The organism is Enterobacter sp. BNK-14, from assembly GCF_047456095.1.
GTDB classification, from domain to species: domain Bacteria; phylum Pseudomonadota; class Gammaproteobacteria; order Enterobacterales; family Enterobacteriaceae; genus Enterobacter; species Enterobacter kobei.
In genome coordinates this window covers 4,424,728-4,448,658 of the sequence record NZ_CP179897.1, presented here as the reverse complement: position 1 = coordinate 4,448,658, position 23,931 = coordinate 4,424,728, and the positions used below count along the sequence as shown (strand labels likewise).

The 23,931-nt window shown below is 54.8% G+C and carries 22 protein-coding genes; 12 read left to right on the top strand and 10 right to left on the bottom strand.

Annotation, left to right across the window (positions count from 1 at the left end; translation table 11 throughout):
- Positions 1-97 precede the first annotated feature (97 nt).
- Both ACMGGM_RS21010 and yccS read left to right on the top strand, forming a co-directional pair.
- On the top strand, positions 98-544 hold the full coding sequence (locus tag ACMGGM_RS21010; protein ID WP_014883256.1) for a YccF domain-containing protein: 447 nt from the start codon (positions 98-100) through the stop codon (positions 542-544).
- Between the two features lie 19 nt (positions 545-563).
- Positions 564-2,726: a YccS family putative transporter gene (gene yccS, locus ACMGGM_RS21005; protein ID WP_023332614.1), complete on the top strand. Its 2,163-nt coding sequence runs from the start codon at positions 564-566 to the stop codon at positions 2,724-2,726.
- On the opposite strand, the gene ACMGGM_RS21000 is transcribed toward yccS, so the two are convergent.
- Complete coding sequence (locus ACMGGM_RS21000; RefSeq protein ID WP_014883254.1) at positions 2,683-3,309, bottom strand: TfoX/Sxy family DNA transformation protein; 627 nt, start codon at positions 3,307-3,309, stop codon at positions 2,683-2,685. The genes yccS and ACMGGM_RS21000 overlap by 44 nt on opposite strands.
- Positions 3,310-3,526: 217 nt before the next feature.
- On the opposite strand from ACMGGM_RS21000, the gene sulA reads away from it, so the two are divergent.
- Positions 3,527-4,036 (top strand): SOS-induced cell division inhibitor SulA, encoded by a 510-nt coding sequence (gene sulA, locus ACMGGM_RS20995; protein WP_014883253.1) that lies wholly within the window; start codon positions 3,527-3,529, stop codon positions 4,034-4,036.
- Positions 4,037-4,391: 355 nt separating this feature from the next.
- Complete coding sequence (gene ompA / locus ACMGGM_RS20990) at positions 4,392-5,447, top strand: porin OmpA (protein WP_014883252.1); 1,056 nt, start codon at positions 4,392-4,394, stop codon at positions 5,445-5,447.
- Between the two features lie 64 nt (positions 5,448-5,511).
- Here ompA and matP read toward each other — a convergent pair whose 3' ends face one another.
- Positions 5,512-5,964 carry a macrodomain Ter protein MatP gene (matP, locus tag ACMGGM_RS20985; protein ID WP_023332611.1) on the bottom strand — a complete coding sequence of 151 codons (453 nt, stop codon included), beginning with the start codon at positions 5,962-5,964 and terminating at the stop codon, positions 5,512-5,514.
- Between the two features lie 186 nt (positions 5,965-6,150).
- Here matP and ACMGGM_RS20980 point away from each other — a divergent pair, with 186 nt between their 5' ends.
- Positions 6,151-7,911, top strand: coding sequence for an AAA family ATPase (locus ACMGGM_RS20980; RefSeq protein WP_414149071.1), 1,761 nt, complete (start codon positions 6,151-6,153; stop codon positions 7,909-7,911).
- A 68-nt stretch (positions 7,912-7,979) separates the two neighbouring features.
- Positions 7,980-8,498: a bifunctional 3-hydroxydecanoyl-ACP dehydratase/trans-2-decenoyl-ACP isomerase gene (gene fabA, locus ACMGGM_RS20975; RefSeq protein WP_000227926.1), complete on the top strand. Its 519-nt coding sequence runs from the start codon at positions 7,980-7,982 to the stop codon at positions 8,496-8,498.
- 71 nt (positions 8,499-8,569) lie between these two features.
- Here the strand turns inward: fabA and rmf are convergent, their stop codons facing one another.
- From rmf to rlmKL, 6 genes are all read right to left on the bottom strand, one after another.
- On the bottom strand, positions 8,570-8,737 hold the full coding sequence (gene rmf / locus ACMGGM_RS20970) for a ribosome modulation factor (protein ID WP_013097261.1): 168 nt from the start codon (positions 8,735-8,737) through the stop codon (positions 8,570-8,572).
- A gap of 256 nt (positions 8,738-8,993) precedes the next feature.
- Complete coding sequence (pqiC, locus tag ACMGGM_RS20965) at positions 8,994-9,560, bottom strand: membrane integrity-associated transporter subunit PqiC (protein ID WP_014883249.1); 567 nt, start codon at positions 9,558-9,560, stop codon at positions 8,994-8,996.
- Positions 9,557-11,197: an intermembrane transport protein PqiB gene (gene pqiB / locus ACMGGM_RS20960; protein WP_014883248.1), complete on the bottom strand. Its 1,641-nt coding sequence runs from the start codon at positions 11,195-11,197 to the stop codon at positions 9,557-9,559. The genes pqiC and pqiB overlap by 4 nt, the downstream gene beginning before the upstream one ends.
- Positions 11,198-11,201: 4 nt before the next feature.
- Positions 11,202-12,455, bottom strand: coding sequence for a membrane integrity-associated transporter subunit PqiA (gene pqiA / locus ACMGGM_RS20955; RefSeq protein WP_014883247.1), 1,254 nt, complete (start codon positions 12,453-12,455; stop codon positions 11,202-11,204).
- A gap of 13 nt (positions 12,456-12,468) precedes the next feature.
- The gene (locus ACMGGM_RS20950; protein WP_014883246.1) at positions 12,469-14,376 is read right to left on the bottom strand and encodes an ABC transporter ATP-binding protein; all 1,908 of its coding nucleotides are present in this window, start codon (positions 14,374-14,376) and stop codon (positions 12,469-12,471) included.
- A 12-nt stretch (positions 14,377-14,388) separates the two neighbouring features.
- On the bottom strand, positions 14,389-16,497 hold the full coding sequence (rlmKL, locus tag ACMGGM_RS20945) for a bifunctional 23S rRNA (guanine(2069)-N(7))-methyltransferase RlmK/23S rRNA (guanine(2445)-N(2))-methyltransferase RlmL (RefSeq protein ID WP_023332608.1): 2,109 nt from the start codon (positions 16,495-16,497) through the stop codon (positions 14,389-14,391).
- A gap of 98 nt (positions 16,498-16,595) precedes the next feature.
- Between rlmKL and ACMGGM_RS20940 the strand changes: the two genes are divergently transcribed.
- On the top strand, positions 16,596-17,705 hold the full coding sequence (locus ACMGGM_RS20940; RefSeq protein ID WP_045269353.1) for a YcbX family protein: 1,110 nt from the start codon (positions 16,596-16,598) through the stop codon (positions 17,703-17,705).
- Here the strand turns inward: ACMGGM_RS20940 and zapC are convergent.
- Together zapC and pyrD are read right to left on the bottom strand one after the other, a co-directional pair.
- Positions 17,702-18,244: a cell division protein ZapC gene (zapC, locus tag ACMGGM_RS20935; protein ID WP_014883243.1), complete on the bottom strand. Its 543-nt coding sequence runs from the start codon at positions 18,242-18,244 to the stop codon at positions 17,702-17,704. The two genes, ACMGGM_RS20940 and zapC, sit on opposite strands and share 4 nt — an antisense overlap.
- Positions 18,245-18,409: 165 nt before the next feature.
- Positions 18,410-19,420 (bottom strand): quinone-dependent dihydroorotate dehydrogenase, encoded by a 1,011-nt coding sequence (pyrD, locus tag ACMGGM_RS20930; protein WP_014883242.1) that lies wholly within the window; start codon positions 19,418-19,420, stop codon positions 18,410-18,412.
- A gap of 249 nt (positions 19,421-19,669) precedes the next feature.
- Between pyrD and ssuE the strand changes: the two genes are divergently transcribed.
- From ssuE to ssuB, 5 genes are read left to right on the top strand one after another with little or no spacing between them, the layout of a single operon-like run.
- Positions 19,670-20,245, top strand: a complete 576-nt coding sequence (gene ssuE / locus ACMGGM_RS20925) for an NADPH-dependent FMN reductase (RefSeq protein ID WP_063943474.1) — start codon at positions 19,670-19,672, stop codon at positions 20,243-20,245.
- A complete protein-coding gene (locus ACMGGM_RS20920) occupies positions 20,238-21,200 on the top strand; it encodes a sulfonate ABC transporter substrate-binding protein (RefSeq protein WP_250365988.1) in 963 nt (320 codons plus the stop codon). The genes ssuE and ACMGGM_RS20920 overlap by 8 nt, the downstream gene beginning before the upstream one ends.
- Complete coding sequence (ssuD, locus tag ACMGGM_RS20915) at positions 21,197-22,342, top strand: FMNH2-dependent alkanesulfonate monooxygenase (protein ID WP_023332605.1); 1,146 nt, start codon at positions 21,197-21,199, stop codon at positions 22,340-22,342. Before ACMGGM_RS20920 ends, ssuD begins: the two co-directional genes overlap by 4 nt.
- Before the next feature lie 9 nt (positions 22,343-22,351).
- A complete protein-coding gene (ssuC, locus tag ACMGGM_RS20910; RefSeq protein ID WP_063943470.1) occupies positions 22,352-23,143 on the top strand; it encodes an aliphatic sulfonate ABC transporter permease SsuC in 792 nt (263 codons plus the stop codon).
- Positions 23,140-23,910, top strand: a complete 771-nt coding sequence (ssuB, locus tag ACMGGM_RS20905; RefSeq protein ID WP_045269352.1) for an aliphatic sulfonates ABC transporter ATP-binding protein — start codon at positions 23,140-23,142, stop codon at positions 23,908-23,910. Before ssuC ends, ssuB begins: the two co-directional genes overlap by 4 nt.
- The last annotated feature ends 21 nt before the right edge of the window (positions 23,911-23,931 follow it).

Below are 23,931 nucleotides of genomic sequence, written 5' to 3'. Positions count from 1 at the left end.
TTTACCTGACAGTTTAACTGCCAGTTTTAAGGTGCTCCAGCCTAAAAAAACGTTACAATCATTGGGCGTTAATTTTATCGAAAGGAAGTGAGGGTTTATGCGTACCGTTCTGAATGTGTTGAATTTTGTGCTGGGCGGTTTTGCCACCACCCTTTCCTGGCTTTTTGCCACACTGGTGAGCATCGTCCTGATTTTCACACTCCCCCTGACCCGCTCCTGCTGGGAAATCACCAAACTCTCGTTGATCCCCTACGGTAACGAAGCCATCCACGTTGACGAACTGAATCCGGAAAGTAAGAACGCCCTGATGAACACGGGGGGAACCCTGCTGAACATTCTGTGGCTGATTTTCTTTGGCTGGTGGCTATGCATCATGCATATTTTTGCCGGTATTGCACAGTGCATCTCAATTATTGGGATTCCGGTAGGGCTCGCGAACTTTAAGATCGCCGCCATCGCCCTTTGGCCCGTCGGGCGCAGAGTTGTTCCGGTTGAAGTGGCCCAGGCGGCGCGTGAAGCGAACGCACGCCGTCGTTTTCAGTAAATAAGGACTGGCCGCGTTTATGCTAAGCCCACTGCTTCGCCGTTATACCTGGAACAGTTCCTGGCTTTACAACGTCAGGATTTTTATCGCGCTTTGCGGCACGGTAGCCCTGCCGTGGTGGTTGAATGACGTCAAACTCACCATCCCGCTCACGCTGGGGGTGGTGGCCGGGGCGCTTGCGGATCTGGACGATCGCCTGGCCGGTCGTTTGCGTAATCTGGTGATTACGCTCGTCTGCTTTTTTATTGCGTCAGCGTCCGTTGAGTTGCTCTTCCCCTGGCCGTGGCTGTTTGCGCTGGGCCTGACGCTTTCGACCAGCGGGTTTATTTTGCTGGGTGGACTGGGGCAGCGCTACGCCACCATCGCCTTCGGCGCCTTACTGATCGCCATCTATACCATGCTGGGCGTATCACTTTACGACCAGTGGTACCAGCAACCTCTACTGCTGTTGCTGGGCGCCATCTGGTATAACCTGCTGACGTTAACCGGCCATCTTATCTTCCCGGTTCGCCCGCTGCAGGATAACCTTGCCCGTAGCTTTGAGCAGTTGGCCCATTATCTGGAACTGAAATCCCGGCTGTTTGACCCGGATATTGAAGAAGAAAGCCAGGCGCCGCTTTACGATCTGGCGCTGGCAAACGGTCAGCTGGTCACCACCCTTAACCAGACGAAAGCCTCACTGCTTACCCGTCTGCGCGGCGATCGCGGTCAGCGTGGAACGCGAAGAACCTTACACTACTATTTTGCCGCCCAGGACATTCATGAACGCGCCAGTTCCTCGCATGTTCAGTATGCCGCCCTGCGTGAAAAGTTTCGCTACAGCGACGTGATGTTCCGCTTCCAGCGCCTGCTGTCCATGCAGTCCCTGGCCTGCCAGCAGCTCTCGCGATCCATTCTGCTGCGCACGCCCTATCAGCATGACCCCCGTTTCGAACGCGTGTTTAGCCATCTTGATGCGGCGCTCGATCGCGTTCAGGCCAGCGGAACATCACCGGAACATATCAAAGCGCTGGGTTTTCTGCTCAACAACCTGCGGGCTATAGATGCTCAGCTGGCGACCATCGAATCCGAACAGGCGATGGCGCAACCGGGTAATGATGTGGAAAATCAGCTGGCTGATGACAGCGTGCATAGCTTTAGCGATATGTGGCTACGGCTGAGCCGCAACTTTACGCCGGAGTCGGCGCTCTTTCGCCACGCTGTGAGAATGTCTCTGGTGCTATGCGTCGGTTATGCCTTTATCCAGATAACCGGTTTGCAGCATGGCTACTGGATCCTGCTGACCAGCCTGTTTGTCTGCCAGCCAAACTATAACGCCACCCGGCACCGCCTTGCGCTGCGTATTATCGGTACGCTGGTCGGTGTCGCGATTGGACTTCCCGTGCTGTACTTCGTGCCTTCTGTTGAAGGGCAGCTGGTGCTGATTGTGATTACCGGCGTGTTGTTTTTCGCGTTTCGCAACGTGCAGTACGCTCATGCCACCATGTTCATCACGCTGCTGGTGCTGCTCTGCTTTAACCTGCTGGGTGAAGGGTTCGAGGTCGCCCTGCCTCGCGTGCTCGATACCCTGATCGGCTGTGCGATTGCCTGGGCAGCGGTGAGCTTTATCTGGCCGGACTGGCGTTTCCGTAATTTACCGCGGGTGTTAGACAGGGCATTGAACGCCAACTGCCGATACCTGGATGCCATCCTTGAGCAGTACCACCAGGGACGCGATAACCGTCTGGCTTATCGGATAGCCCGCCGCGATGCGCACAACAGTGATGCTGAACTGGCTTCGGTTGTCTCTAACATGTCAACGGAGCCTCGTGCCACGGCCGAGATGCGTGAGACGGCTTTCCGGTTGCTCTGCCTCAACCATACCTTCACCAGCTATATTTCCACCCTGGGTGCACACCGCGAGAAACTGGTCAACCCGGGCATACTCAACCTGCTGGATGACGCGGTCTGCTACGTCGATGATGCACTGCATCACCGGCCAGCCGATGAACCGAAAGTGAGACAGTCGCTGGATGAACTGACTCAACGTATCGCGCGTCTTGAGCCAGGAAACGACAGCAAAGCGCCGCTGGTGCTACAGCAGATTGGCCTGCTTATCGCTCTGCTGCCAGAAATTTGCCGGTTACAACAGCAAATCGCTACCTGGAGGAGTGATTCTTCTGTGGCTCAGGCAGCGCATTAAACCACTCCGTCAACTCCCGGCGAATGCCTGCCGGGAGTGCCGCCTCATGCAAACCCTCAATAGCCCCCTCAAGGGCAAAGAGCACTTTAATACCGAGTGCCCTGTTTTTAGCCCGCATCTTTAACCAGCACTCCCTGGCACCCAGTGCCCGCAGCGTCTCTTCGTTAGTAATGCCAGCTTCAAAAAGTAATACCTCAAGCTGAAAGGTCAGGTTTGGCAGATCTTTAAGCCGGTTTCGTTGATGGCGCTGACAGCGCTCTTTCCTCGCCGCATTGAGCGCGAAAGAGGAGAGCTGAAGCAGCCGTTCCCTGTCTTGCCACAGTCCATCATCGACACGGTAATAGTTGAGAAGTACCGGGCGGCCTCGTTTCATTAACGTCAAAAAAGAGGCGGCATTTTTTACACAGTATTTCGCGCTTTCTTCACAGGCGCGAAGGTACAGCTCGCCATCTGACACCATGGCAAAAACCGCGTCATCTACAGCCAGGGTATAGCCACCGAACAGTGCGCGATGATGAATTTCTCCTAGCGGTGAGAGGTATTCCTGGGATTGATAAATCCGTTCATAAGATATCTTTTTCATGATATTTCCCTTCTAAATCATAAAGTAACAGCGAAATTTCTTACTAGCGGATCCGTTAGCAGGAAAATAGGCAACTTAGCGCCGTTGAGCAAGATGATTTTTCGAGGGGCATCAACATTGAACGAATTTTGCGAGTCGCTTTCCGAAAATGAGGTTGATCTTTATGCATACAGGGGTTACTGTATATCCATACAGTAACTACAGGGCTGGAATGAATATGTACACTTCAGGCTATGCAAATCGCTCAACTTCTCTCTCCTCTACCGCGGGCACTGTCGCGCACAACACCGTTGGGGGTGTTTCGACGGGGCTTATTAGTGAAGTGGTTTATCGTGAAGACCAGCCTCTGTTGACCCAACTCCTGCTACTGCCTTTATTACAGCAGCTTGGTCAGCAATCGCGCTGGCAGCTCTGGCTGACGCCACAGCAAAAATTGAGCCGTGAATGGGTTCAGTCCGCAGGCCTGCCGCTGGCTAAGGTGATGCAGATTAACCAACTCTCTCCCTGCGATACCGTTGAGTCTATGGTTCGCGCGTTGCGCACTGGAAATTACAGCGTGGTGATCGGCTGGTTACCCGAAGAACTGACGGAAGAGGAACATTTTCGTCTGACTGAAGCGGCTGAAGAAGGGAATGCGATCGGGTTCATCATGCGCCCGGTTCGTCCAGATTCTTATCGCAGAGGACAACTTTCTGGGCTAAAAATTCACTCAAATTTGTATCATTGAGCGAAATTAAGATTTTTCCTGGAATTTTTTTTGACCGCAAGATACGGATTTAGTTCCCGGCGTCAAAATTGCGGCAAGGCGCGTCTGGAGCGGTTCTCCTTAATTTTACTGCACAAAATTCGTTCTAAAAATGTTAAATAATAGGTATACGGAACTTTTTTTTTCATATGCCTGACAGACTTCACACTTGTAAGTTTTCAGCTACGTTGTAGACTTTACATCGCCAGGGGTGCTCGGCCTAAGCCGAAGATATCGGTAGATTTATATTTGACCACGCCCCCCGGTGAAGGATTTAACCGTGATTCTCTACTTGAGACATTCATGGCGAATTTTGGATGATAACGAGGCGCAAAAAATGAAAAAGACAGCTATCGCGATTGCAGTGGCACTGGCTGGCTTCGCTACCGTAGCGCAGGCCGCTCCGAAAGATAATACCTGGTATGCAGGTGGTAAACTGGGCTGGTCTCAGTTCCACGACACCGGCTGGTACAACAGCAGCCTGAACAATGATGGCCCTACTCACGAGAGCCAGCTTGGTGCAGGTGCGTTCGGTGGCTATCAGGTTAACCCGTATGTTGGTTTTGAAATGGGTTACGACTGGTTAGGTCGTATGCCATACAAAGGCGACAACGTTAATGGCGCTTTTAAAGCTCAAGGCGTACAGCTGACCGCTAAACTGGGTTACCCAGTAACTGACGATCTGGACGTGTACACCCGTCTGGGTGGTATGGTATGGCGCGCTGACTCCAGCAACAGCATCGCTGGCGACGACCATGACACCGGTGTTTCCCCAGTATTCGCTGGTGGCGTTGAGTGGGCTATGACCCGTGACATCGCTACCCGTCTGGAATACCAGTGGGTTAACAACATCGGCGACGGTGCTACCGTTGGCGTTCGTCCAGACAACGGCATGCTGAGCGTAGGTGTTTCCTACCGTTTCGGCCAGCAGGAAGATGCAGCACCAGTTGTTGCTCCAGCGCCGGCTCCAGCTCCAGAAGTACAGACCAAGCACTTCACTCTGAAGTCTGACGTTCTGTTCAACTTCAACAAAGCGACTCTGAAACCAGAAGGCCAGCAGGCACTGGATCAGCTGTACACCCAGCTGAGCAACCTGGATCCTAAAGACGGTTCCGTAGTGGTTCTGGGCTTCACCGACCGTATCGGTTCTGACGCTTACAACCAGAAACTGTCTGAGAAACGTGCTCAGTCTGTTGTTGATTACCTGATCTCTAAAGGTATCCCAGCTAACAAGATCTCCCCACGTGGTATGGGCGAATCTAACCCAGTTACTGGCAACACCTGTGACAACGTGAAAGCTCGCGCTGCACTGATCGACTGCCTGGCTCCAGATCGTCGCGTAGAGATCGAAGTTAAAGGCGTTAAAGACGTTGTAACTCAGCCAGCGGCATAAGTTATCGTCTTATAAAAAAACCCCGCAATGCGGGGTTTTTTATTGTCTGAAGAAAAACACAAATCTACTTTTTGCCCAGCAACGCCTGAAGGTCGTTTTTTAGCGACGACATTTGGTTAGCATACTTCTCTTTATGTTCGGCATCCTCAATCAACTGCACGATGGTTTCCGACAGCGTTTTACCACGCCGTTGCGCCAGCCCAGCCAGACGCTGCCAGACCACGAACTCCAGATCGATTGATTTTTTACGCGTGTGCTGATGCTCAGCATTAAAATGCCGTTTGCGTCGCGCGCGGATCGTTTGCTTCATCCGGTTTAACAACGCGGGATTGATGTGTTTCTCAATCCAGCCGTTAACCTGTACCGGTTCATTCTCGAGGGTCAGCAAAATATCCACGGCTTCTTGTGCAGCGCTGGCTTCGATGTAGCAGGTGATCAGCTCCCCTTCACGGTGCTTTTTGACCAGGTACTTCCATTTCCAGCCGCTTTCGAGATTTTCCAGTTGTTGATATTTCATTGCGATCTCAGTGTTACCACGTAACTCTGTTCAGAATATCAGTTTTTTGGCAATCTGCTGAAAAGAAATCATATCCTGTGAGTCAATGCAGCCATTCCCGCTGTCGAAATACCCAATCCTGCTTGGGTAGATCCCCCCGCTTACGGTATACTCCACGCTTTTACATCTGACTAAAAAACATCAACTTTGACGATTACGAAACTTGCATGGCGTGACCTTGTTCCGGATACCGAGAGCTATCAGGACCTGTTTTCACAGCCCGAACTCGCAACAGAACATCCATTCATCCTTAGCGATACGCAACCCCGTTTGCATTATGCGCTGGAGCAGGCGTTAAGCCCATGGGCGACATCGCCCTTCATGCTGCTGAAAGCCCCCGAAGAGGCGGAATATCTGACGCTTCTCGGGGACGCTATGCGCCAGTTGCGCCCGGAAGCGAACGCGGTCTTTGGCGGCCAGTATCGTATCGCGGGAGATAAGATCGCCTTCGAACCGGCGGACCAAGCCGATGACCGTTTTGCAGCGACAGGTGAAGTCATTACCGCTAACTGGGTCGAGGCTGAACAACTCTTTGGCTGTCTGCGTCAGTTCAATGGTGAGCTTTCACTGCAACCGGGTCTGGTACATCGCGCAAACGGCGGCGTGCTGATCATCTCTCTGCGCACCCTGCTCTCGCAGCCGCTGCTGTGGATGCGCCTGAAAACGATTGTGACCCAGCAACGCTTTGACTGGGTCGGTTACGATGAGTCTCGCCCTCTGCCGGTCTCCGTGCCGTCAATGCCGCTGTCGCTGACCGTCGTGCTGACGGGCGATCGTGAATCGCTGGCTGACTTCCAGGAAATGGAGCCGGAACTGGCTGAGCTGGCGGTTTACAGCGAATACGAAGACAACATCCAGGTAGCCGATGCTGATGACATGGCGCAGTGGTGTCAGTGGGTGCTGGCCGTTGCGGAACGCTTTGCATTGCCAATGCCTGCCGCTGACGCGTGGCCGGGTTTGATCCGCGAAGCGGTTCGTTATAGCGGTGACCAGGAAACCCTGCCGCTCAGTCCACTCTGGATAGGCAAGCAGCTGCGTGAAGTGGGTGTGATCAGCGGTAAAGGTGCGTTTACTGGCGAACAGCTCACGCAGATGCTGGCGCAGCGTGAGTGGCGCGAAGGCTATCTTGCTGACCGTATGCAGGATGAAATTCTGCTGGAACAAATTCTGGTCGAGACCGAAGGTGAACGCGTCGGCCAGATTAACGCCCTGTCCGTGATTGAATTCCCTGGCCACCCGCGCGCGTTCGGGGAACCCTCACGCATCAGTTGTGTTGTTCATGTTGGCGATGGCGAGTTCACCGATATTGAACGCAAAGCCGAGCTGGGCGGCAACATTCACGCCAAAGGCATGATGATCATGCAGGCGTTTTTGATGTCTGAGCTGCAGCTTGAGCAGCAAATCCCCTTCTCCGCCTCGCTGACGTTTGAACAATCCTATAGCGAAGTGGATGGCGATAGCGCCTCTATGGCGGAGCTCTGCGCCTTGATCAGCGCCCTGGCAGACGTGCCGATCAACCAGAACCTCGCGATCACCGGTTCGGTCGATCAGTTCGGTCGTGCTCAGCCTGTTGGCGGTCTGAACGAAAAAATTGAAGGCTTCTTCTCTATCTGTCAGCAGCGTGGTTTAAACGGCAAACAGGGTGTGATTATTCCAGCACCCAATGTACGCCATTTAAGCCTTAGCCAGGCTATTCTGGACGCGGTTGAGCAGGAACAATTCGCCATCTGGGCCATCGAAGGGATTGAGGATGCACTACCCTTACTGACAAACCTGGTATGGGATGGCGAGGGGCAGACGACCCTGATGCAGACCATCCAGGAGCGAATTGCTCAGGCGACACAGCAGGATGCTCGCCACCGTTATCCATGGCCGTTACGCTGGCTGGGCTGGTTTAATTCAAACTGATCGGACTTGTTCAGCGTACACGTGTTAGCTATCCTGCGTCCTTCACTAAAATAAGGCTTACTGAGAACATGGTAGATAAACGCGAATCCTATACAAAAGAAGATCTTCTTGCCTCTGGTCGCGGTGAACTGTTTGGCGCGAAAGGCCCACAGTTACCGGCCCCGAACATGCTGATGATGGACCGTGTCGTGAAAATGACCGAAACCGGCGGCAACTTCGATAAGGGTTACGTAGAAGCAGAACTCGATATCAACCCGGACCTGTGGTTCTTCGGTTGCCACTTCATTGGCGATCCGGTAATGCCTGGCTGCCTGGGCCTGGATGCCATGTGGCAGCTGGTTGGCTTCTATCTGGGCTGGCTGGGTGGTGAAGGCAAAGGCCGCGCACTGGGCGTGGGCGAAGTGAAATTCACCGGCCAGGTTCTGCCTACAGCGAAGAAAGTGACCTATCGTATTCACTTCAAGCGCATTGTTAACCGTCGCCTGATTATGGGCCTGGCGGATGGCGAAGTGCTGGTAGATGGTCGTCTGATCTATACCGCGAACGACCTGAAAGTTGGCCTGTTCCAGGACACTTCCGCATTCTGATTTTGCGTTAAGCCCTCCCTGAAAGGCGAAACCTCCGCAGTGCGGAGGTTTCTTTCTTTAAAGAGACGTTATCAGGCAATGAGTGCCCTGTCGCCGATGGCTTCTCGCCAGCCTCCAAGCCATTGTGACCTTTGATTTATCGTCTGATAAGGACACATTTCTTTAGAACGTCCAGCGATGCCGGCCTGATAACCACGTTGATGAGCCCGTTCCAGGCGATCTCGTTTCTGTCTCTTCATGCCTCGTTTCCCTCATTCTTTTGTCTGGTGGAAAGAAAACAGTGTCTGCACTCAATGTACAGGCACAGATAACGAATACCCCGAATTCATTGCAGCGTCAATGTTCAAAATTCATACGGGTGTCATATTTGTGAGCTAGCCAGAAGATCATTTGTACAAAAAGTGTGACCCGGCACAAGTAACAACCTGAAGCCAAAACGAAAAAAAAACCGCAATCAGCGACAGGCTAACTGCGGTTTTTGATGATGAATTTTACTTATGGCAGCCGGGAAATCTCCCTGGCGATACTGGCTGACTCCTGCGCCCAACCCTGAGCAAGGACTTTCACCATTTCATCATAGCCATCTTTCTGCTGCTTCAGTTCCAGATGGAAAGGACGTTTAATCAGCTGTCCCTGATGATTCAGCAGCCACTCTCCGCTGATGATAACGGCACCGTCATACCGACCATGGAAGCCCGTTACCGTGACGTTCAGCGTATCCTGATCGCTACCCAGTGGCTGGGAAGCGACAACCCAGCCCGGAAGCTGGCTGCTCAGATTTGCCACCAGCGTATTGCGCAACTGCTGATCCAGCGGGCTGGCCCACAGATTATTGTTGGCGATGGTGTACTGTACATCGCTGGTCTGGTAGACCACCCCGTTGCCGGCCAGGTAGTCCGGCACGGCAACTTGCTCAACCCACAGCAGACGGTTGCCTTGCGAAGCGGTACTCTGGGTACCTGCCTGCGCCATCAGCGGTAGCTGATAGTAGCTTTTCGTTTCACTTCCTGAGCTACAGGCCGTGAGTACCATCGCTCCTACAATCGCTAGCCATTTTTTCATTGTTTCGCCCTCTTCGGCTCAGGATCCTTTTTATCTTTCGCTTCAAACACCAGCGCGTTGCTCTTCTCGTTGAGCGTTTTCAGAACCGGCTGCAGTTCGCGCAAGACCTGATCAAGACGCTGCATATCTGCCACCATCTTGTTGTACGCCGCCGAGCCTGGCTGGAAGCCCTGCATACTGCGGTTCAGCTCACGCAGCGTTTTCTGCATATCCTGCGGCAACTGCTGCATGCTCTGGCTTGCAGTGAGCTTATTGATGTTATCCAGCGTGGTTTGCAGGCGTTGCATCGTCGCCTGGCTCTGATGTAACGAACCTGTCGCGGCTTCAATCATTGGGTTCAGCGGCAGATTGTTAATCTTATCCAGCGTTTCCATCAGACGCTGCTGGATCTGAGCCAGTCCGCTGCTCACGGTTGGGATGATTTTATAGCCACCGAATTCACGAATGCCGGTAATCGGCGGTGCTTTCTGATAGAAATCCATATCCACATACAGCGCGCCGGTCACCAGGTTGCCGGTCTTCAACGACCCGCGCAGACCACGTTCCATCAGTTGAGAGATATGCGTGGCAATATCCTGGTTCTCGCCAATCTGGTTGATCAGACGTTCTGGTTCGATACGAATCAGCACCGGAATGCGGTAATCATCATCCAGGACCTGCTGCAGACCAGGCACAAAGAACGGTACTTGCCCAACCGTACCGAGACGAATGCCGCGGAACTCAACCGGCGCCCCCGGCTGCAGGCCACGAACGGAGTCTTTAAAGAACATCAGGAAGTCAACGTGATCGGTGTAGAGCGCATCCTGAATGCTTTTTTGATCGTCAAACAGGCGGAAAGCAGTGTTCTCCGCAACCGGCTGCCCCAGATCCAGACCTTCCGGCACGTCAAAACTTACGCCACCGCCAAACAGCGTTGTCAGGGAGCCCATTTCAACACGCATGCCTGCCGAGGTCAGATCGACCGCGATGCCGCTGTCTTTCCAGAAACGGACATTGCTGGTGACCAGACGATCGTTAGGTGCATTGATGAACAGCTGATAGCTGATGGACCTTTTCTGTGGGTCAAACGTGCTTTTCTCAACCGAACCCACACGATAACCGCGGAACAGCACCGGATCGCCCGCCGTGAGCTGGCCCGCTTTTTTACTGTCTAAAATCACGCGAATACCTTTTGCATCCGGCGGAGCAAGCGGCGGTGAATCCAGAAGCTGATATTGCCCCGGCTGGTTACCTTTTGTACCCGGCTGGAGTTCAATATAGGCACCTGACAGCAACGTCCCTAAGCCGCTGATCCCTTCGCGCCCCACCTGCGGTTTAACCACCCAGAAAACAGAATCGCCATGCAGCAGTTTTTCCATGCCGGCATTCAGGCGCGCCTTGATCTCCACATGGGTTAAATCGTCGGTCAGGGTTGCGCTTTCCACCACGCCCACATCCACGCTGCGGCTTTTGATGGTCGTTTTACCGCCCTCAATCCCCTCAGCATTGGTGGTAATCAGCGTCACTTCCGGTCCCTGATGGCTGTAATGATAAAACAGGATCCAGGCACCGATCAGCGCCGTCACGATGGGGAAAATCCACACCGGCGACCAGTTTTTGACCTTCTGCACTTTCGCCTCTCCACTCTTATTTTCCATGCTCTTACTCTTCCTCATGGCTTGATTCAGGCTCACGATCCCACGATAAACGAGGGTCGAAGGTCATGGCCGCAAACATGGTCATAATCACGACCAGCGCAAACATTAAAGCCCCCATCGCGGGATAAATACTCATCAAACCGCCCATCCGCACCAGCGCAGAGAGAACGGCAATTACAAACACGTCGATCATTGACCAGCGACCAACAAACTCGACCACCTCATAAATCAGATGCATGCGTTCGCTGTCGCGCTTTCCGTGACCTTTTGCATCCCAACAGAGCCAGGCAATGGCGATCATTTTTAAGGTGGGTACCATAATACTGGCGATGAAAATCACGCCGGCGACCGGGTAGGATCCTTCGCCCCAAAGCAGGATCACCCCCGCGAGGATCGTCGAGGGCATTTTGTCACCGAGCAGGTCGGTGATCATAATCGGCAGAATATTGGCGGGAAGATATAGCATGACGGATGTCACCAGCAGCGCCATTGTCCACTGCAGGCTGTTCTTGCGACGGACGTGGCCTTTCGTTTCGCAGCGCGGACACACGTCGAGATCGGCGGGCAGCACGGCGGTACAGCACGGACAGGAACGCAGCCCCTGGCGGATACCCGGCACACCGACCTTCACCGTCTGTGCAAGCGTCGGTGCCGGGGCGATATCGTCCCACGCCCAGCGCCTGTCCACGCACTGGAAGGCGCGCAGCTGCAGGACGCAATACAGGCACCAGGGCACAAAGCTACTGCCAATCCCGACATCGCCATACGCCATCAGCTTCACGAAACTGACCAGTATCCCGGCCAGAAAGATCTCAGCCATCCCCCAGCTTTTGAGCTGGAAAAGGACACGCGCGAGCCGGATTTTCAGTGATGTCGGCATCCTGACGCGGTTGACCAGCAGAAGAATGACCACCAGGCAAAACGCCGGGACTATCTGGACAAACAGCAGAAAAAAGGTGCCGAGGCTGGCGTAATCTTCCGAGAACATCACGCCCGGGATTTCAAGCAGATCCACCTGGCTTGTCATCCCCCCCACCTTCATATAGATGAAGGGGAAGAGATTGGAGAGCAGCAGCATAAATAATGCCGCCAGTGCGTAAGCAGTGGGACGCTGCCTTGGCGCGTCCCACTCGGTCGTCAGCGTTGCGCCGCAACGTGGACACAGGGCTTTATGTCCGTGACCCAGCTCTGGCAACGCCACGAGCATATCGCATTGCGAGCATAATATATGCCTGTCGGCATGGTGCTGGTCACACATATGTTATCCCTGTTTATGCGCCGTTCTTCAGAGACTCAAGGTACTCCCAGCGCTCAAATGCTTCTTCCAGGGCTTTTTCAGCCGCGGACAGTTCAGCCAATACTTTCTGAGTATAGTCATGCGACTGGGTAAAGAATGAGGCATCAGCAACCTGTGCCTGAAGATCTTCAAGCGCCGCCTCCAGCTCTTCCAGACGCTGAGGAAGCCCCTCCAGTTCGCGCTGCAGGTTATAGCTTAGTTTAGCCGAGCTTTTCTTGACTGTTTCTGCTTTTGTTACAGCAGGTTCAGCACTTGTTTTGGACTTTGACTGTTTTTGCGCCAGAGACTGTGACTGCTGCCCTTTTGCATCGTGGTACCCGCCCACATACTGTCCAATTCGCCCTTCCCCTTCGAAGATCCAGCACTCGGTCACGGTATTATCAACGAACTGACGATCGTGGCTGACCAGCATCACGGTTCCCTGGTACCCGTCGATCAGCTCTTCCAGCAATTCCAGCGTTTCGACATCCAGATCGTTCGTCGGTTCATCGAGGATCAGCAGGTTGCTTGGCTTCAGGAACAGACGTGCCAGCAACAGGCGGTTACGTTCCCCGCCGGACAGGGCGCGAACCGGCGTCATCGCACGTTTCGGATGGAACAGGAAGTCCTGCAGGTAGCCCAGCACATGGCGCGGCTTACCGTTTACCATGACCTCCTGCTTACCTTCAGCGAGGTTATCCATTACCGTGCGGTCCGGATCCAGCTCCGCGCGGTGCTGGTCGAAGTAGGCGACTTCAAGTTTGGTGCCGCAGTGAATACGGCCGCTGTCAGCCTGCAACTGGCTCAGCATCAACTTCAGTAATGTGGTTTTGCCGCAGCCGTTGGGGCCAATCAGCGCAATTTTGTCGCCGCGCTGGACCTGAGCAGAGAAATCTTTTACCAGCACTTTGCCGTCAACCTGATAGTTAACGTTTTCCATTTCGAAGACAATCTTGCCGGAGCGGGATGCCTCTTCAACCTGCATTTTGGCGCTGCCCATCACTTCGCGGCGTTCGCTGCGCTCGCGGCGCATCGCTTTCAGGGCACGCACACGGCCTTCGTTACGGGTACGGCGGGCTTTGATGCCCTGGCGGATCCAGACCTCTTCCTGCGCCAGTTTGCGGTCAAACTCAGCATTCTGCAGCTCTTCCACGCGCAGGTTTTCTTCTTTCTCCAGCAGATAGGTATCGTAATCGCCAGGATAAGTGACCAGCTTACCGCGGTCGAGATCGACAATACGGGTCGCCATATTGCGAATAAACGAACGGTCGTGCGAGATAAAGATGATGGTGCCGCTGAAGGTTTTCAGGAACCCTTCCAGCCAGTCAATGGCTTCGATATCCAGGTGGTTCGTCGGTTCGTCCAGCAGCAGCACTTTCGGCCCGCTGACCAGCGCGCGGCCCAGGGCCGCTTTACGCAGCCAGCCGCCGGAGAGCGCAGACAGCTCCATATCCGCTTCCAGACCAAGCTGTGCCAGCACTTCATTAATGCGGTTTTCAAGCTGCCACAGGCCGTGGTGATCGAGCATCTCCTGCACTTTTGCGAGCTCATTGAGATTCTTGTCGCTCGGGTCGGTCATGACCAGATGCGAAATCTCGTGATAGCGCTTCAGGTATTCCGCCTGCTCAGAGATCCCCTCCGCCACGAAGTCGTACACGCTGCCGGTGACATGGCGCGGCGGGTCCTGCTGGAGGCGGGAGACAATCAGATCCTGCTCGTACACGATGCGGCCGTCATCCAGCCCCTGCTCGCGGTTGAGGATTTTCATCAGCGTGGATTTACCCGCGCCGTTACGGCCCACCAGACAGACGCGTTCGTTATCTTCGATATGCAGCTCTGCATTATCGAGAAGCGGTGAGTCGCTGAAAGAGAGCCACGCGCCGTGCATACTAATTAAAGACATTTACTTTTCCTTTCAGACCGCGGTAATCAACCAGCAGTTATGGATTTGACGGTTACGGGCGAAGTCCTGAGACAGCGTTTTTTGGCTAATTTCTTGTGCTTTCAGTCCCAGGGCTGCTAAACCGTCGTGATCCATACGGAAGCCGCGTTTGTTGTTCGAGAACATAATGGTGCCGCCTTTACGCAACAGACGCTTCAGGTCGGTCATCAGGCGCAGGTGGTCGCGTTGAACGTCAAAGCTATCCTCCATGCGCTTAGAGTTGGAGAAGGTCGGCGGATCGATAAAGATCAGGTCGAACTGTTCATCGGTATCACGCAGCCAGCCCAGCACGTCGGCCTGCATCAGGCGATGCTGGCGCCCGGTTAAACCGTTCAGACGCAGGTTACGCTCGGCCCACTCCAGGTAGGTACGCGACATATCCACGGTAGTGGTGCTGCGCGCGCCGCCGAGGCCGGCATGCACACTCGCGCTGCCGGTATAAGAGAACAGGTTGAGGAAATCTTTCCCCTTGCTCATCTGGCCGAGCATACGGCGGGCGATACGGTGGTCAAGGAACAGACCGGTATCGAGATAGTCGGTCAGGTTAACCCACAGGCGGGCGTTATATTCGCCCACTTCAATGTAGTCACCCTTCTCGCCCATCTTCTGGTACTGGTTTTTGCCCTTCTGACGCTCGCGGGTTTTCAGCACCAGCTTGTTCGGCGCAATGCCCAGCACGGCGATGGTGGCCGCAATCACGTCCAGCATACGCTGACGCGCTTTTTGTGCATCAATGGTTTTTGGCGGAGCATATTCCTGAATGACGACCCAGTCGGCGTAGCGATCAACCGCCACGTTGTACTCCGGCAGGTCGGCATCGTACAGGCGGTAACATTCAATCCCTTCCTGCTTCGCCCACTTCTCGAATTTCTTCAGATTCTTGCGCAGACGGTTGGCGTAATCTTCCGCCACGCCGGTTGGCTTACTGTCCGCCGCTTTTTCTGCCAGATGGTAGTTTTTCTGCACACAGTCCAGCGGACCGTTTTTCGCTTTAAACTGGCGATCGGCGCGCAGTTGCAGACAGCTCAACAGCTCCGGCGACGCGCTGAACAGAGACAGATTCCAGCCGCCAAAATAGTCTTTCATATTGCGGCCCAGCAGGCTGTGCAGGGCGATCAGCGCCGGTTCGCTGTCCAGACGCTCACCGTATGGCGGGTTACTGATGACGGTACCGTACGGGCCTTTCGGCAGCGGGTTGGTCAGGTTCGCGACATCTTTCACGTCGAAGGTGACCAGCTCACCGATACCCGCTCGACGGGCGTTGCTTCGCGCACGTTCAATCACGCGCGGGTCGCTGTCCGAACCATAGAAATGCGAGGTGTACTCTGCCAGGCCTTTACGCGCACGGCTCTGCGCGTCATCTTTGACCTCTTTCCAGAGGGCTTCATCATGCTGCGCCCAGCCTTTAAAGCCCCAGTGACCGCGGTGCAGCCCTGGCGCACGGTCGGTAGCCAGCATTGCGGCTTCAATCAGCAGCGTACCGGAACCACACATCGGATCGAGCAGCGGTGTGCCTGGCTGCCAGCCGGAGCGCATCACAATGGCTGCGGCAAGGGTTTCTTTGATCGGCGCCATCCCGGTGCGATCGCGATAGCCACGTAAATGCAGACCCGCGCCGCTCAGATCGAGAGAAATGCTCGCCGTGTCGCCGTTCAGCCAGACGTTGATACGCAGGTCCGGATTTTCGCGATCGACATTAGGGCGTTCCTTATTCTTACGGGTGAAGCAGTCCACAATGGCGTCTTTCACGCGCAGCGCACCGTACTGACTGTTGCGGATCTCATCGTTCACGCCGTTGAAATGCACCGCAAAGGTGGCATTTGGGGTGAAGATCTCTGTCCAGTCGATCATCTGTACGCCGGTATAGAGGTCAAGGTCGCTATAGACCTTGCACTCCTTCATCGGCAGCATGATGCGCGACGCCAGACGGCTCCACATCAGGCTCTGGTAAATAAGCCGCGTGTCGCCCTCAAAATGGACACCACCCTGAACTACCTGGCACTCTTGCGCACCCAGGGCTTCCAGTTCAGTTTTTAACAGCTCTTCCAGCCCACGGGCCGTACTGGCAAACAGAGAATTCATATCGTCACTTTTACTCTTAGAAAATTGTCGCGCATTATAGCTAATATGGCGTGTATGTCATAAAGTTGAAGGCTTATTTTCATTTGCGGGAGTATGCAGTGGCGACGTTATCCAGGCTTTTTATTCATCCGGTGAAATCCATGCGCGGCATTGGCGTTTCTCACGCACTGGCAGACACGAGCGGATTTGCCTTCGATCGTATTTTTATGGTCACCGAGCCTGACGGTACGTTCATCACCGCGCGCCAGTTCCCGCAGATGGTTCGCTTTACCCCTTCCCCGCTTCATGACGGATTGCATTTGACCGCGCCGGACGGTTCCAGCACGGTGATTCGCTTTGCTGATTTTGCGCCCGTCGACGCGCCAACGGAAGTCTGGGGTAACCATTTTACCGCGCGCATCGCCCCGGAAGAGATTAACCGCTGGCTAAGCGGCTTCTTTTCCCGCGACGTGCAGCTGCGCTGGGTGGGGCCTGAACTGACGCGCCGCGTGAAGCGCCACGATGCCGTTCCGCTCTCCTTCGCCGACGGCTTCCCGTTCCTGCTGACCAACGAGGCGTCGCTGCGTGATTTACAAAACCGCTGTAAAGCCAGCGTGCAGATGGAGCAGTTCCGTCCGAACCTGGTGGTAACCGGTGCCGATGCGTGGGAAGAAGACACCTGGAAAACGATCCGCATTGGTAGCGTCATCTTTGATGTCGTCAAGCCGTGCAGCCGCTGTATCTTTACTACCGTGAGTCCGGAAAAAGGGCAAAAGCACCCCTCTGGCGAACCGCTGAAAACGCTGCAATCGTTCCGCACCGCCCAGGATAACGGCGATGTCGATTTCGGCCAGAACCTGATCCCCCGCTCCAGCGGAGTGATCCGCGTGGGCGATGAGGTCGAAATCCTCGCCCGCGGGCCTGCGAGAGTGTACGGCGCCGGTCAGGAAGAAGAAAGCGTTGAAGTTGAGACGAACGTCGCCTCTGCCGTGGATATTCACTGGCAGGGCAAAATTATTCGTGGCAACAATCAGCAGGTGCTGCTGGAGCAACTGGAACAGGCCGGTATTCGCGTACCGTATTCTTGTCGTGCGGGAATCTGCGGATGCTGTCGCATCAAGCTGGTAGAGGGAGAAGTGACAGCGCTGAAGAAATCGGCAGTGGGAAACGACGGCACAATTCTGTGCTGTAGCTGCGTACCGAAAACATCCGTACAGCTGGAAGCTTAAACCGCCTGTTCGAGGCTGAAGGAATCGACACGCACCTGTGGCTTCAGCCTGTCATTCATGACTTTGATCGCATCCCCTAACTGCATTACGCGCCCGGCAATCGTCACGCCGGGTTGCGCCAGCAGACAAAGCGCAGCATTTTCGCCCGGCTCCACCACTAACAAACTCACCTCTTCGGCGGTATCGCTCAGATTGACGCTGGCCGCATCACCCGTTGCTGGCGTCCAGTTCATGTCGTGCGGCAGGAAATGCCAGCTTTTCGGCATTTGCGGTTTCAGGAAACGAATCGCCACCAGCGCATTTAATACCAGCTCGGCACGTTGCTCTTTAGAGAGCACCAGATCGCGGCATTTTTCTTCAAAGGAGAAATAAAGTGCAGCATCGTCAACGCAAAAGCCCGAGGGTGAAAACGCGTCCGGGGTTAACATTCGGCGGGCAAAACGAGAACGAAACAACATGCCATTGGCTAAATCGAGCATCATACGATCGTGCTCGTCGCAAAAATACCAGCGCCAGTTATCGTCAGGTTTAATTCGCATGTTTCTCTCCCGTCCCCAAACGTCCTGTACTAAAAATGTCCTGATTGTCGCTTCGTTTATAACATCATTAATAAAAGACCAGAATGTCTAAATAAGCAACAGTGACGGAATATAAAACAACCAGGGCTGGAAATAAAGCCCTGGTTGTCTGATTAAGAGAAAAGATTAGATATGCGTAACGATTTCTTTAATCAGCGGCGGTCCTTTAAAAATAAAGCCGGAATAGATTTGCACCAGCGATGCCCCTGCCGCCATCTTCTCGCGCGCAGCAATGACCGAATCGATACCGCCGACACCAATAATCGGCAAACGCCCTTTTAATTCTGCAGACAGAGCACGAATAATTTCGGTGCTTTTTAATTGTACCGGACGGCCACTTAACCCACCCGCTTCGTCACAGTTTTTCATTCCCTGAACGAGGGAGCGATCGAGCGTCGTATTGGTCGCAATAACACCATCAATATTATGGCGAACTAAACTGTCGGCAACCTGGATCAATTCTTCAGGCGAAAGATCCGGCGCGATCTTCACCGCGACCGGAACATATTTATGGTGGATCGCCTGCAGTTCATTTTGTTTATTTTTAATGGCGCTGAGAAGATCGTCCAGCGCTTCGCCATATTGTAAAGAACGCAGGCCCGGGGTATTCGGGGATGAAATATTCACCGCGATGTAACCGGCATAGGCGTAGACTTTTTCCATACAAATCAGATAGTCATCTTTACCTTGCTCAACCGGCGTGTCTTTATTTTTACCGATATTAATGCCCAGCACCCCATCGAAATGGGCTTTTTTCACGTTCTCGACCAGGTGATCAACGCCGAGATTATTAAAGCCCATGCGGTTGATCAGCCCTTCGGCTTCCACCAGGCGGAACAAACGCGGCTTATCATTTCCCGGCTGTGGACGCGGGGTAACGGTACCGATTTCAATGGAGCCAAAGCCCATTGCGCCCAGGGCATCAATGCACTCACCGTTTTTGTCCAGACCGGCCGCCAGACCCAGCGGGTTTTTAAAAGTCAGACCCATGCACTGCACAGGTTTTTCCGGCACATTCTGGCGCACCAGAGCCGCCAGAGGCGTTCCGGTAATGCGACGTAATTGCTGGAATGTCAATTCATGAGCGCGCTCAGGGTCGAGCTGGAAAAGGGCTTTACGAACGAAGGGGTAGTACATGAACTCTCCTGGATTCCCGGTGTGCAAACCGGGAGGGGATTATGGGCGATCCCGCTGCGAAAAGGAATTGACCTGCGGCAAAAAAAACAGCGTAAAACGCAAACGTTTACCTCCCGGTCTCTTTCTTATGCACTTTTTCGCATTTTAATTGCAGATAAATCATTTAGTGGAATAACCGCGCGGTGTCACACTCCTGAAAATTGTTATGAATGTTAGATAAAAGCAAACAATTGGTTATAAGGAGGAAGTATGCGCGTCATTACCCTGGCCGGAAGTCCACGATTCCCTTCGCGTTCCAGCGCCCTGCTGGAATATGCCCGTGAAAAGCTCAATGCGCTGGATGTGGAAGTGTGCCACTGGAATCTGCATAACTTCGAACCCGAAGATTTGCTGTACGCCCGTTTCGACAGCCCTGCGCTGAAAACCCTCACAGAGCAACTGAAAGTGGCAGACGGTTTAATCGTGGCGACACCGATCTATAAAGCTTCTTTTTCTGGCGCACTGAAAACCCTGCTCGATCTACTGCCGGAGCGCGCACTGGACGGCAAAGTGGTGCTGCCGCTGGCAACGGGCGGAACAGTTGCCCATCTACTGGCGGTGGATTATGCCCTGAAACCGGTCCTGAATGCCCTGAAAGCACAAGAGATTCTTCATGGGGTTTTCGCGGACGATTCGCAGGTCATTGATTATCAACACAAGCCGCACTTTACGCCGAATCTGCAAACGCGCCTCGATGCTGCGCTGGAAACCTTCTGGCACGCGCTGCATCGCCGGGATATCCAGGCACCTGCGTTTGGCCAGCCTCAAGGAGTCGCACATGTTTAAAACCTTAACCCGCCTCGGGCTGGCTGGCCTGATGGCCTTGACCGGGCTGGCTCAGGCCGCAGAAACAGCGCCGGACAGTTTACGCATTGGCTATCAGAAAGGCAGCGTCAGTATGGTGCTGGCAAAAAGTCACCAGCTTCTGGAAAAACGCTTCCCGGACACCAAATTTGCCTGGATCGAGTTTCCTGCCGGCCCTCAGATGCTGGAAGCCTTAAACGTAGGCAGTATCGATCTTGGCAGCACAGGCGATATTCCGCCGATATTCGCCCAGGCTGCTGGGGCGGACCTCGTTTATGTCGGCTTTGAACCGCCTAAACCGAAGGCCGAAGTGATTCTGGTGCCTGAAAATAGCGAGATTAAAAGCGTTGCCGATCTAAAAGGTCATAAGGTCGCTTTTCAGAAAGGTTCCAGTTCACACAACCTGCTGCTGCGCGCTTTACAGGAGGCCGGGCTGAAATTCACGGACATTCAGCCCGTTTACCTGACCCCAGCCGATGCACGTGCCGCGTTCCAGCAGAAGAATGTTGATGCCTGGGCTATCTGGGATCCGTACTACTCCGCAGCATTACTGCAAGGAGGCGTGCGTGTGCTGAAGGATGGCACGACGCTGAAGCAGACCGGCTCGTTCTACCTTGCCGCGCGTCCTTACGCGGAAAAGAATGGCGCATTTATTCAGAGCGTACTGGATACCTTTACGCAGGCCGACACGCTGACCCAAAGCCAGCGTCAGGAAAGTATTGCGCTGCTGGCGAAAACCATGGGCTTACCTGAACCGGTGATTGCGAGCTACCTCAGCCACCGTCCGCCGACCACCATTTCACCCGTGGATGCGCACGTCGCCGCGCTACAGCAACAAACCGCTGACCTCTTCTATCAAAACCGCCTGGTGCCAAAACAGGTCGATATTCGCGAACGCATCTGGCAACCCGCAGGCAAAGAAGGAGCTAAATCATGAGTCTGAATCTTTTCTGGTTTTTACCCACCCACGGAGATGGCCACTATCTTGGCACTGAAGAGGGTTCCCGCCCGGTTGACCATGGCTACCTGCAGCAGATTGCACAGGCGGCGGACCGCATCGGTTTCACCGGCGTGCTGATCCCGACCGGGCGTTCATGTGAAGATGCCTGGCTGGTCGCCGCGTCGATGATCCCGGTCACCCAGCGTCTGAAGTTCCTGGTTGCGTTACGTCCAGGCGTGGTCTCCCCCACCGTGGCAGCGCGTCAGGCGGCAACGCTGGACAGACTCTCCAACGGTCGCGCCCTGTTTAACCTGGTGACGGGCAGCGATCCGCAGGAACTGGCAGGCGATGGCGTGTTCCTCGACCACACCGAGCGCTATGAGGCTTCTGCCGAGTTCACCCGCGTCTGGCGACGCCTGCTTGAAGGTGAAACCGTCACCTTCGAAGGCAAGCATATCCACGTTCGTGACGCGAAACTCTACTTCCCGCCGGTACAACGCCCACGCCCGCCGCTCTATTTCGGCGGGTCGTCGGATGTAGCCCAGGATCTGGCTGCCGAGCAGGTCGATCTGTATCTGACCTGGGGCGAACCGCCTGAGCTGGTAAAAGAGAAAATTGCCCAGGTGCGCGCAAAAGCGGACGCCCATGGCCGCAAGGTGCGCTTCGGTATTCGTCTGCACGTGATTGTTCGCGAAACCACTGAAGAGGCCTGGCGGGCGGCAGACCGTCTGATATCCCATCTGGACGATGAGACCATCGCAAAGGCGCAGGCCGCGTTTGCCAAAACCGACTCCGTCGGACAGCACCGAATGGCATCCCTGCACAACGGCAAGCGCGAGAAGCTGGAGATCAGCCCGAACCTGTGGGCAGGCGTTGGCCTGGTTCGCGGCGGTGCGGGCACGGCGCTGGTCGGGGACGGCCCGACCGTGGCAGCGCGGATTAATGAATACGCCGACCTCGGTATCGACAGCTTTATTCTCTCCGGTTATCCGCACCTGGAGGAGGCCTACAAAGTGGGCGAGCTGTTATTCCCGCATCTGGATGTGGCCATCCCGGAAATACCGCAGCCACAGCAGCTTCAACTGCAGGGAGAAGCGGTGGCAAACGAATTTATCCCTCGAAAAGCCGCGCAAAGTTAAGGAGTGACCATGTCTGCCACCTCACAAAAATGTCTGCTGCGCGCCGCGCCGTGGTTTTTACCCGTCGGCATTGTGGCTCTCTGGCAGCTCGCATCATCCACCGGCTGGCTGTCGAGCCGTATTCTGCCCTCTCCTGAGGGCGTTGTAGAAGCGTTCTGGTCGCTGAGCGTCAGCGGTGAGCTGTGGCAGCATCTGGCGATCAGTTCCTGGCGCGCGGTGATTGGGTTTTCTATTGGCGGCAGCATTGGCCTGGTGCTGGGGTTGATCAGCGGTCTTTCCCGCTGGGGTGAGCGGCTGCTGGATACCTCCATTCAGATGTTGCGTAACGTGCCGCATCTGGCGCTGATCCCGCTGGTCATTCTGTGGTTTGGGATTGATGAGAGCGCGAAGATCTTCCTCGTGGCGCTGGGCACGCTGTTCCCGATTTACATTAATACCTGGCACGGCATCCGCAATATCGATCGCGGCCTGGTGGAGATGGCGCGAAGCTATGGCTTGTCGGGTTTTTCGCTCTTTCTACACGTGATCCTGCCGGGCGCCCTGCCCTCCATCATGGTCGGAGTGCGTTTTGCCCTCGGCCTGATGTGGCTGACGCTGATTGTCGCGGAAACCATTTCGGCTAACTCTGGTATCGGCTACCTGGCGATGAATGCCCGCGAGTTCCTGCAAACGGACGTCGTGGTGGTTGCCATTATCCTTTATGCCCTGCTCGGCAAACTGGCCGACTTCAGCGCCCAGTGGCTGGAACGCAGCTGGCTACGCTGGAACCCGGCGTATACCCTTCAGGAGGCGAAAGCATGAATACGGCACGACTGAATCAGGGGACACCGTTACTGCTAAACGGCGTGACCAAACGCTACGGCGAAAACACCATTCTTAACGCGCTGGATCTGCATATTCCCGCCGGGCAGTTTGTGGCCATTGTCGGGCGCAGCGGCGGCGGCAAGAGTACGCTGCTGCGCCTTCTGGCCGGACTGGAATCCCCCAACGGCGGCGACATTCTGGCAGGGACAACGCCGCTGGCCACTATTCAGGACGATACCCGCATGATGTTTCAGGATGCGCGACTGCTGCCCTGGAAGACGGTGATTGATAACGTCGGGCTGGGGCTCAAAGGACACTGGCGGGATGAAGCCCGTCAGGCGCTGGCCGCCGTCGGACTGGAAAACCGCGCCGGTGAATGGCCTGCTGCGCTGTCGGGTGGGCAGAAGCAGCGCGTGGCGCTGGCCCGGGCGTTGATTCATCGTCCTGGCCTGCTGTTGCTTGATGAGCCGCTCGGCGCGCTCGACGCCTTAACGCGGATCGAAATGCAGGATCTGATTGAATCCCTGTGGCAGGCGCATGGATTCACGGTTCTGCTGGTCACGCATGACGTCAGCGAAGCCGTGGCGATGGCCGACCGGGTGCTGTTAATAGAAGACGGAAAAATTGGTCTGGATCTGACGGTGGATCTTCCACGTCCACGCCGTGTCGGTTCGGCAAGACTGGCGGAGCTGGAGGCAGAAGTGCTGGATCGGGTGATGAAGCGCGGGGGAACGGAGTTACAGCGAGTTAAGGCTAATGCCTGATGCCCTCACCCCGGCCCTCTC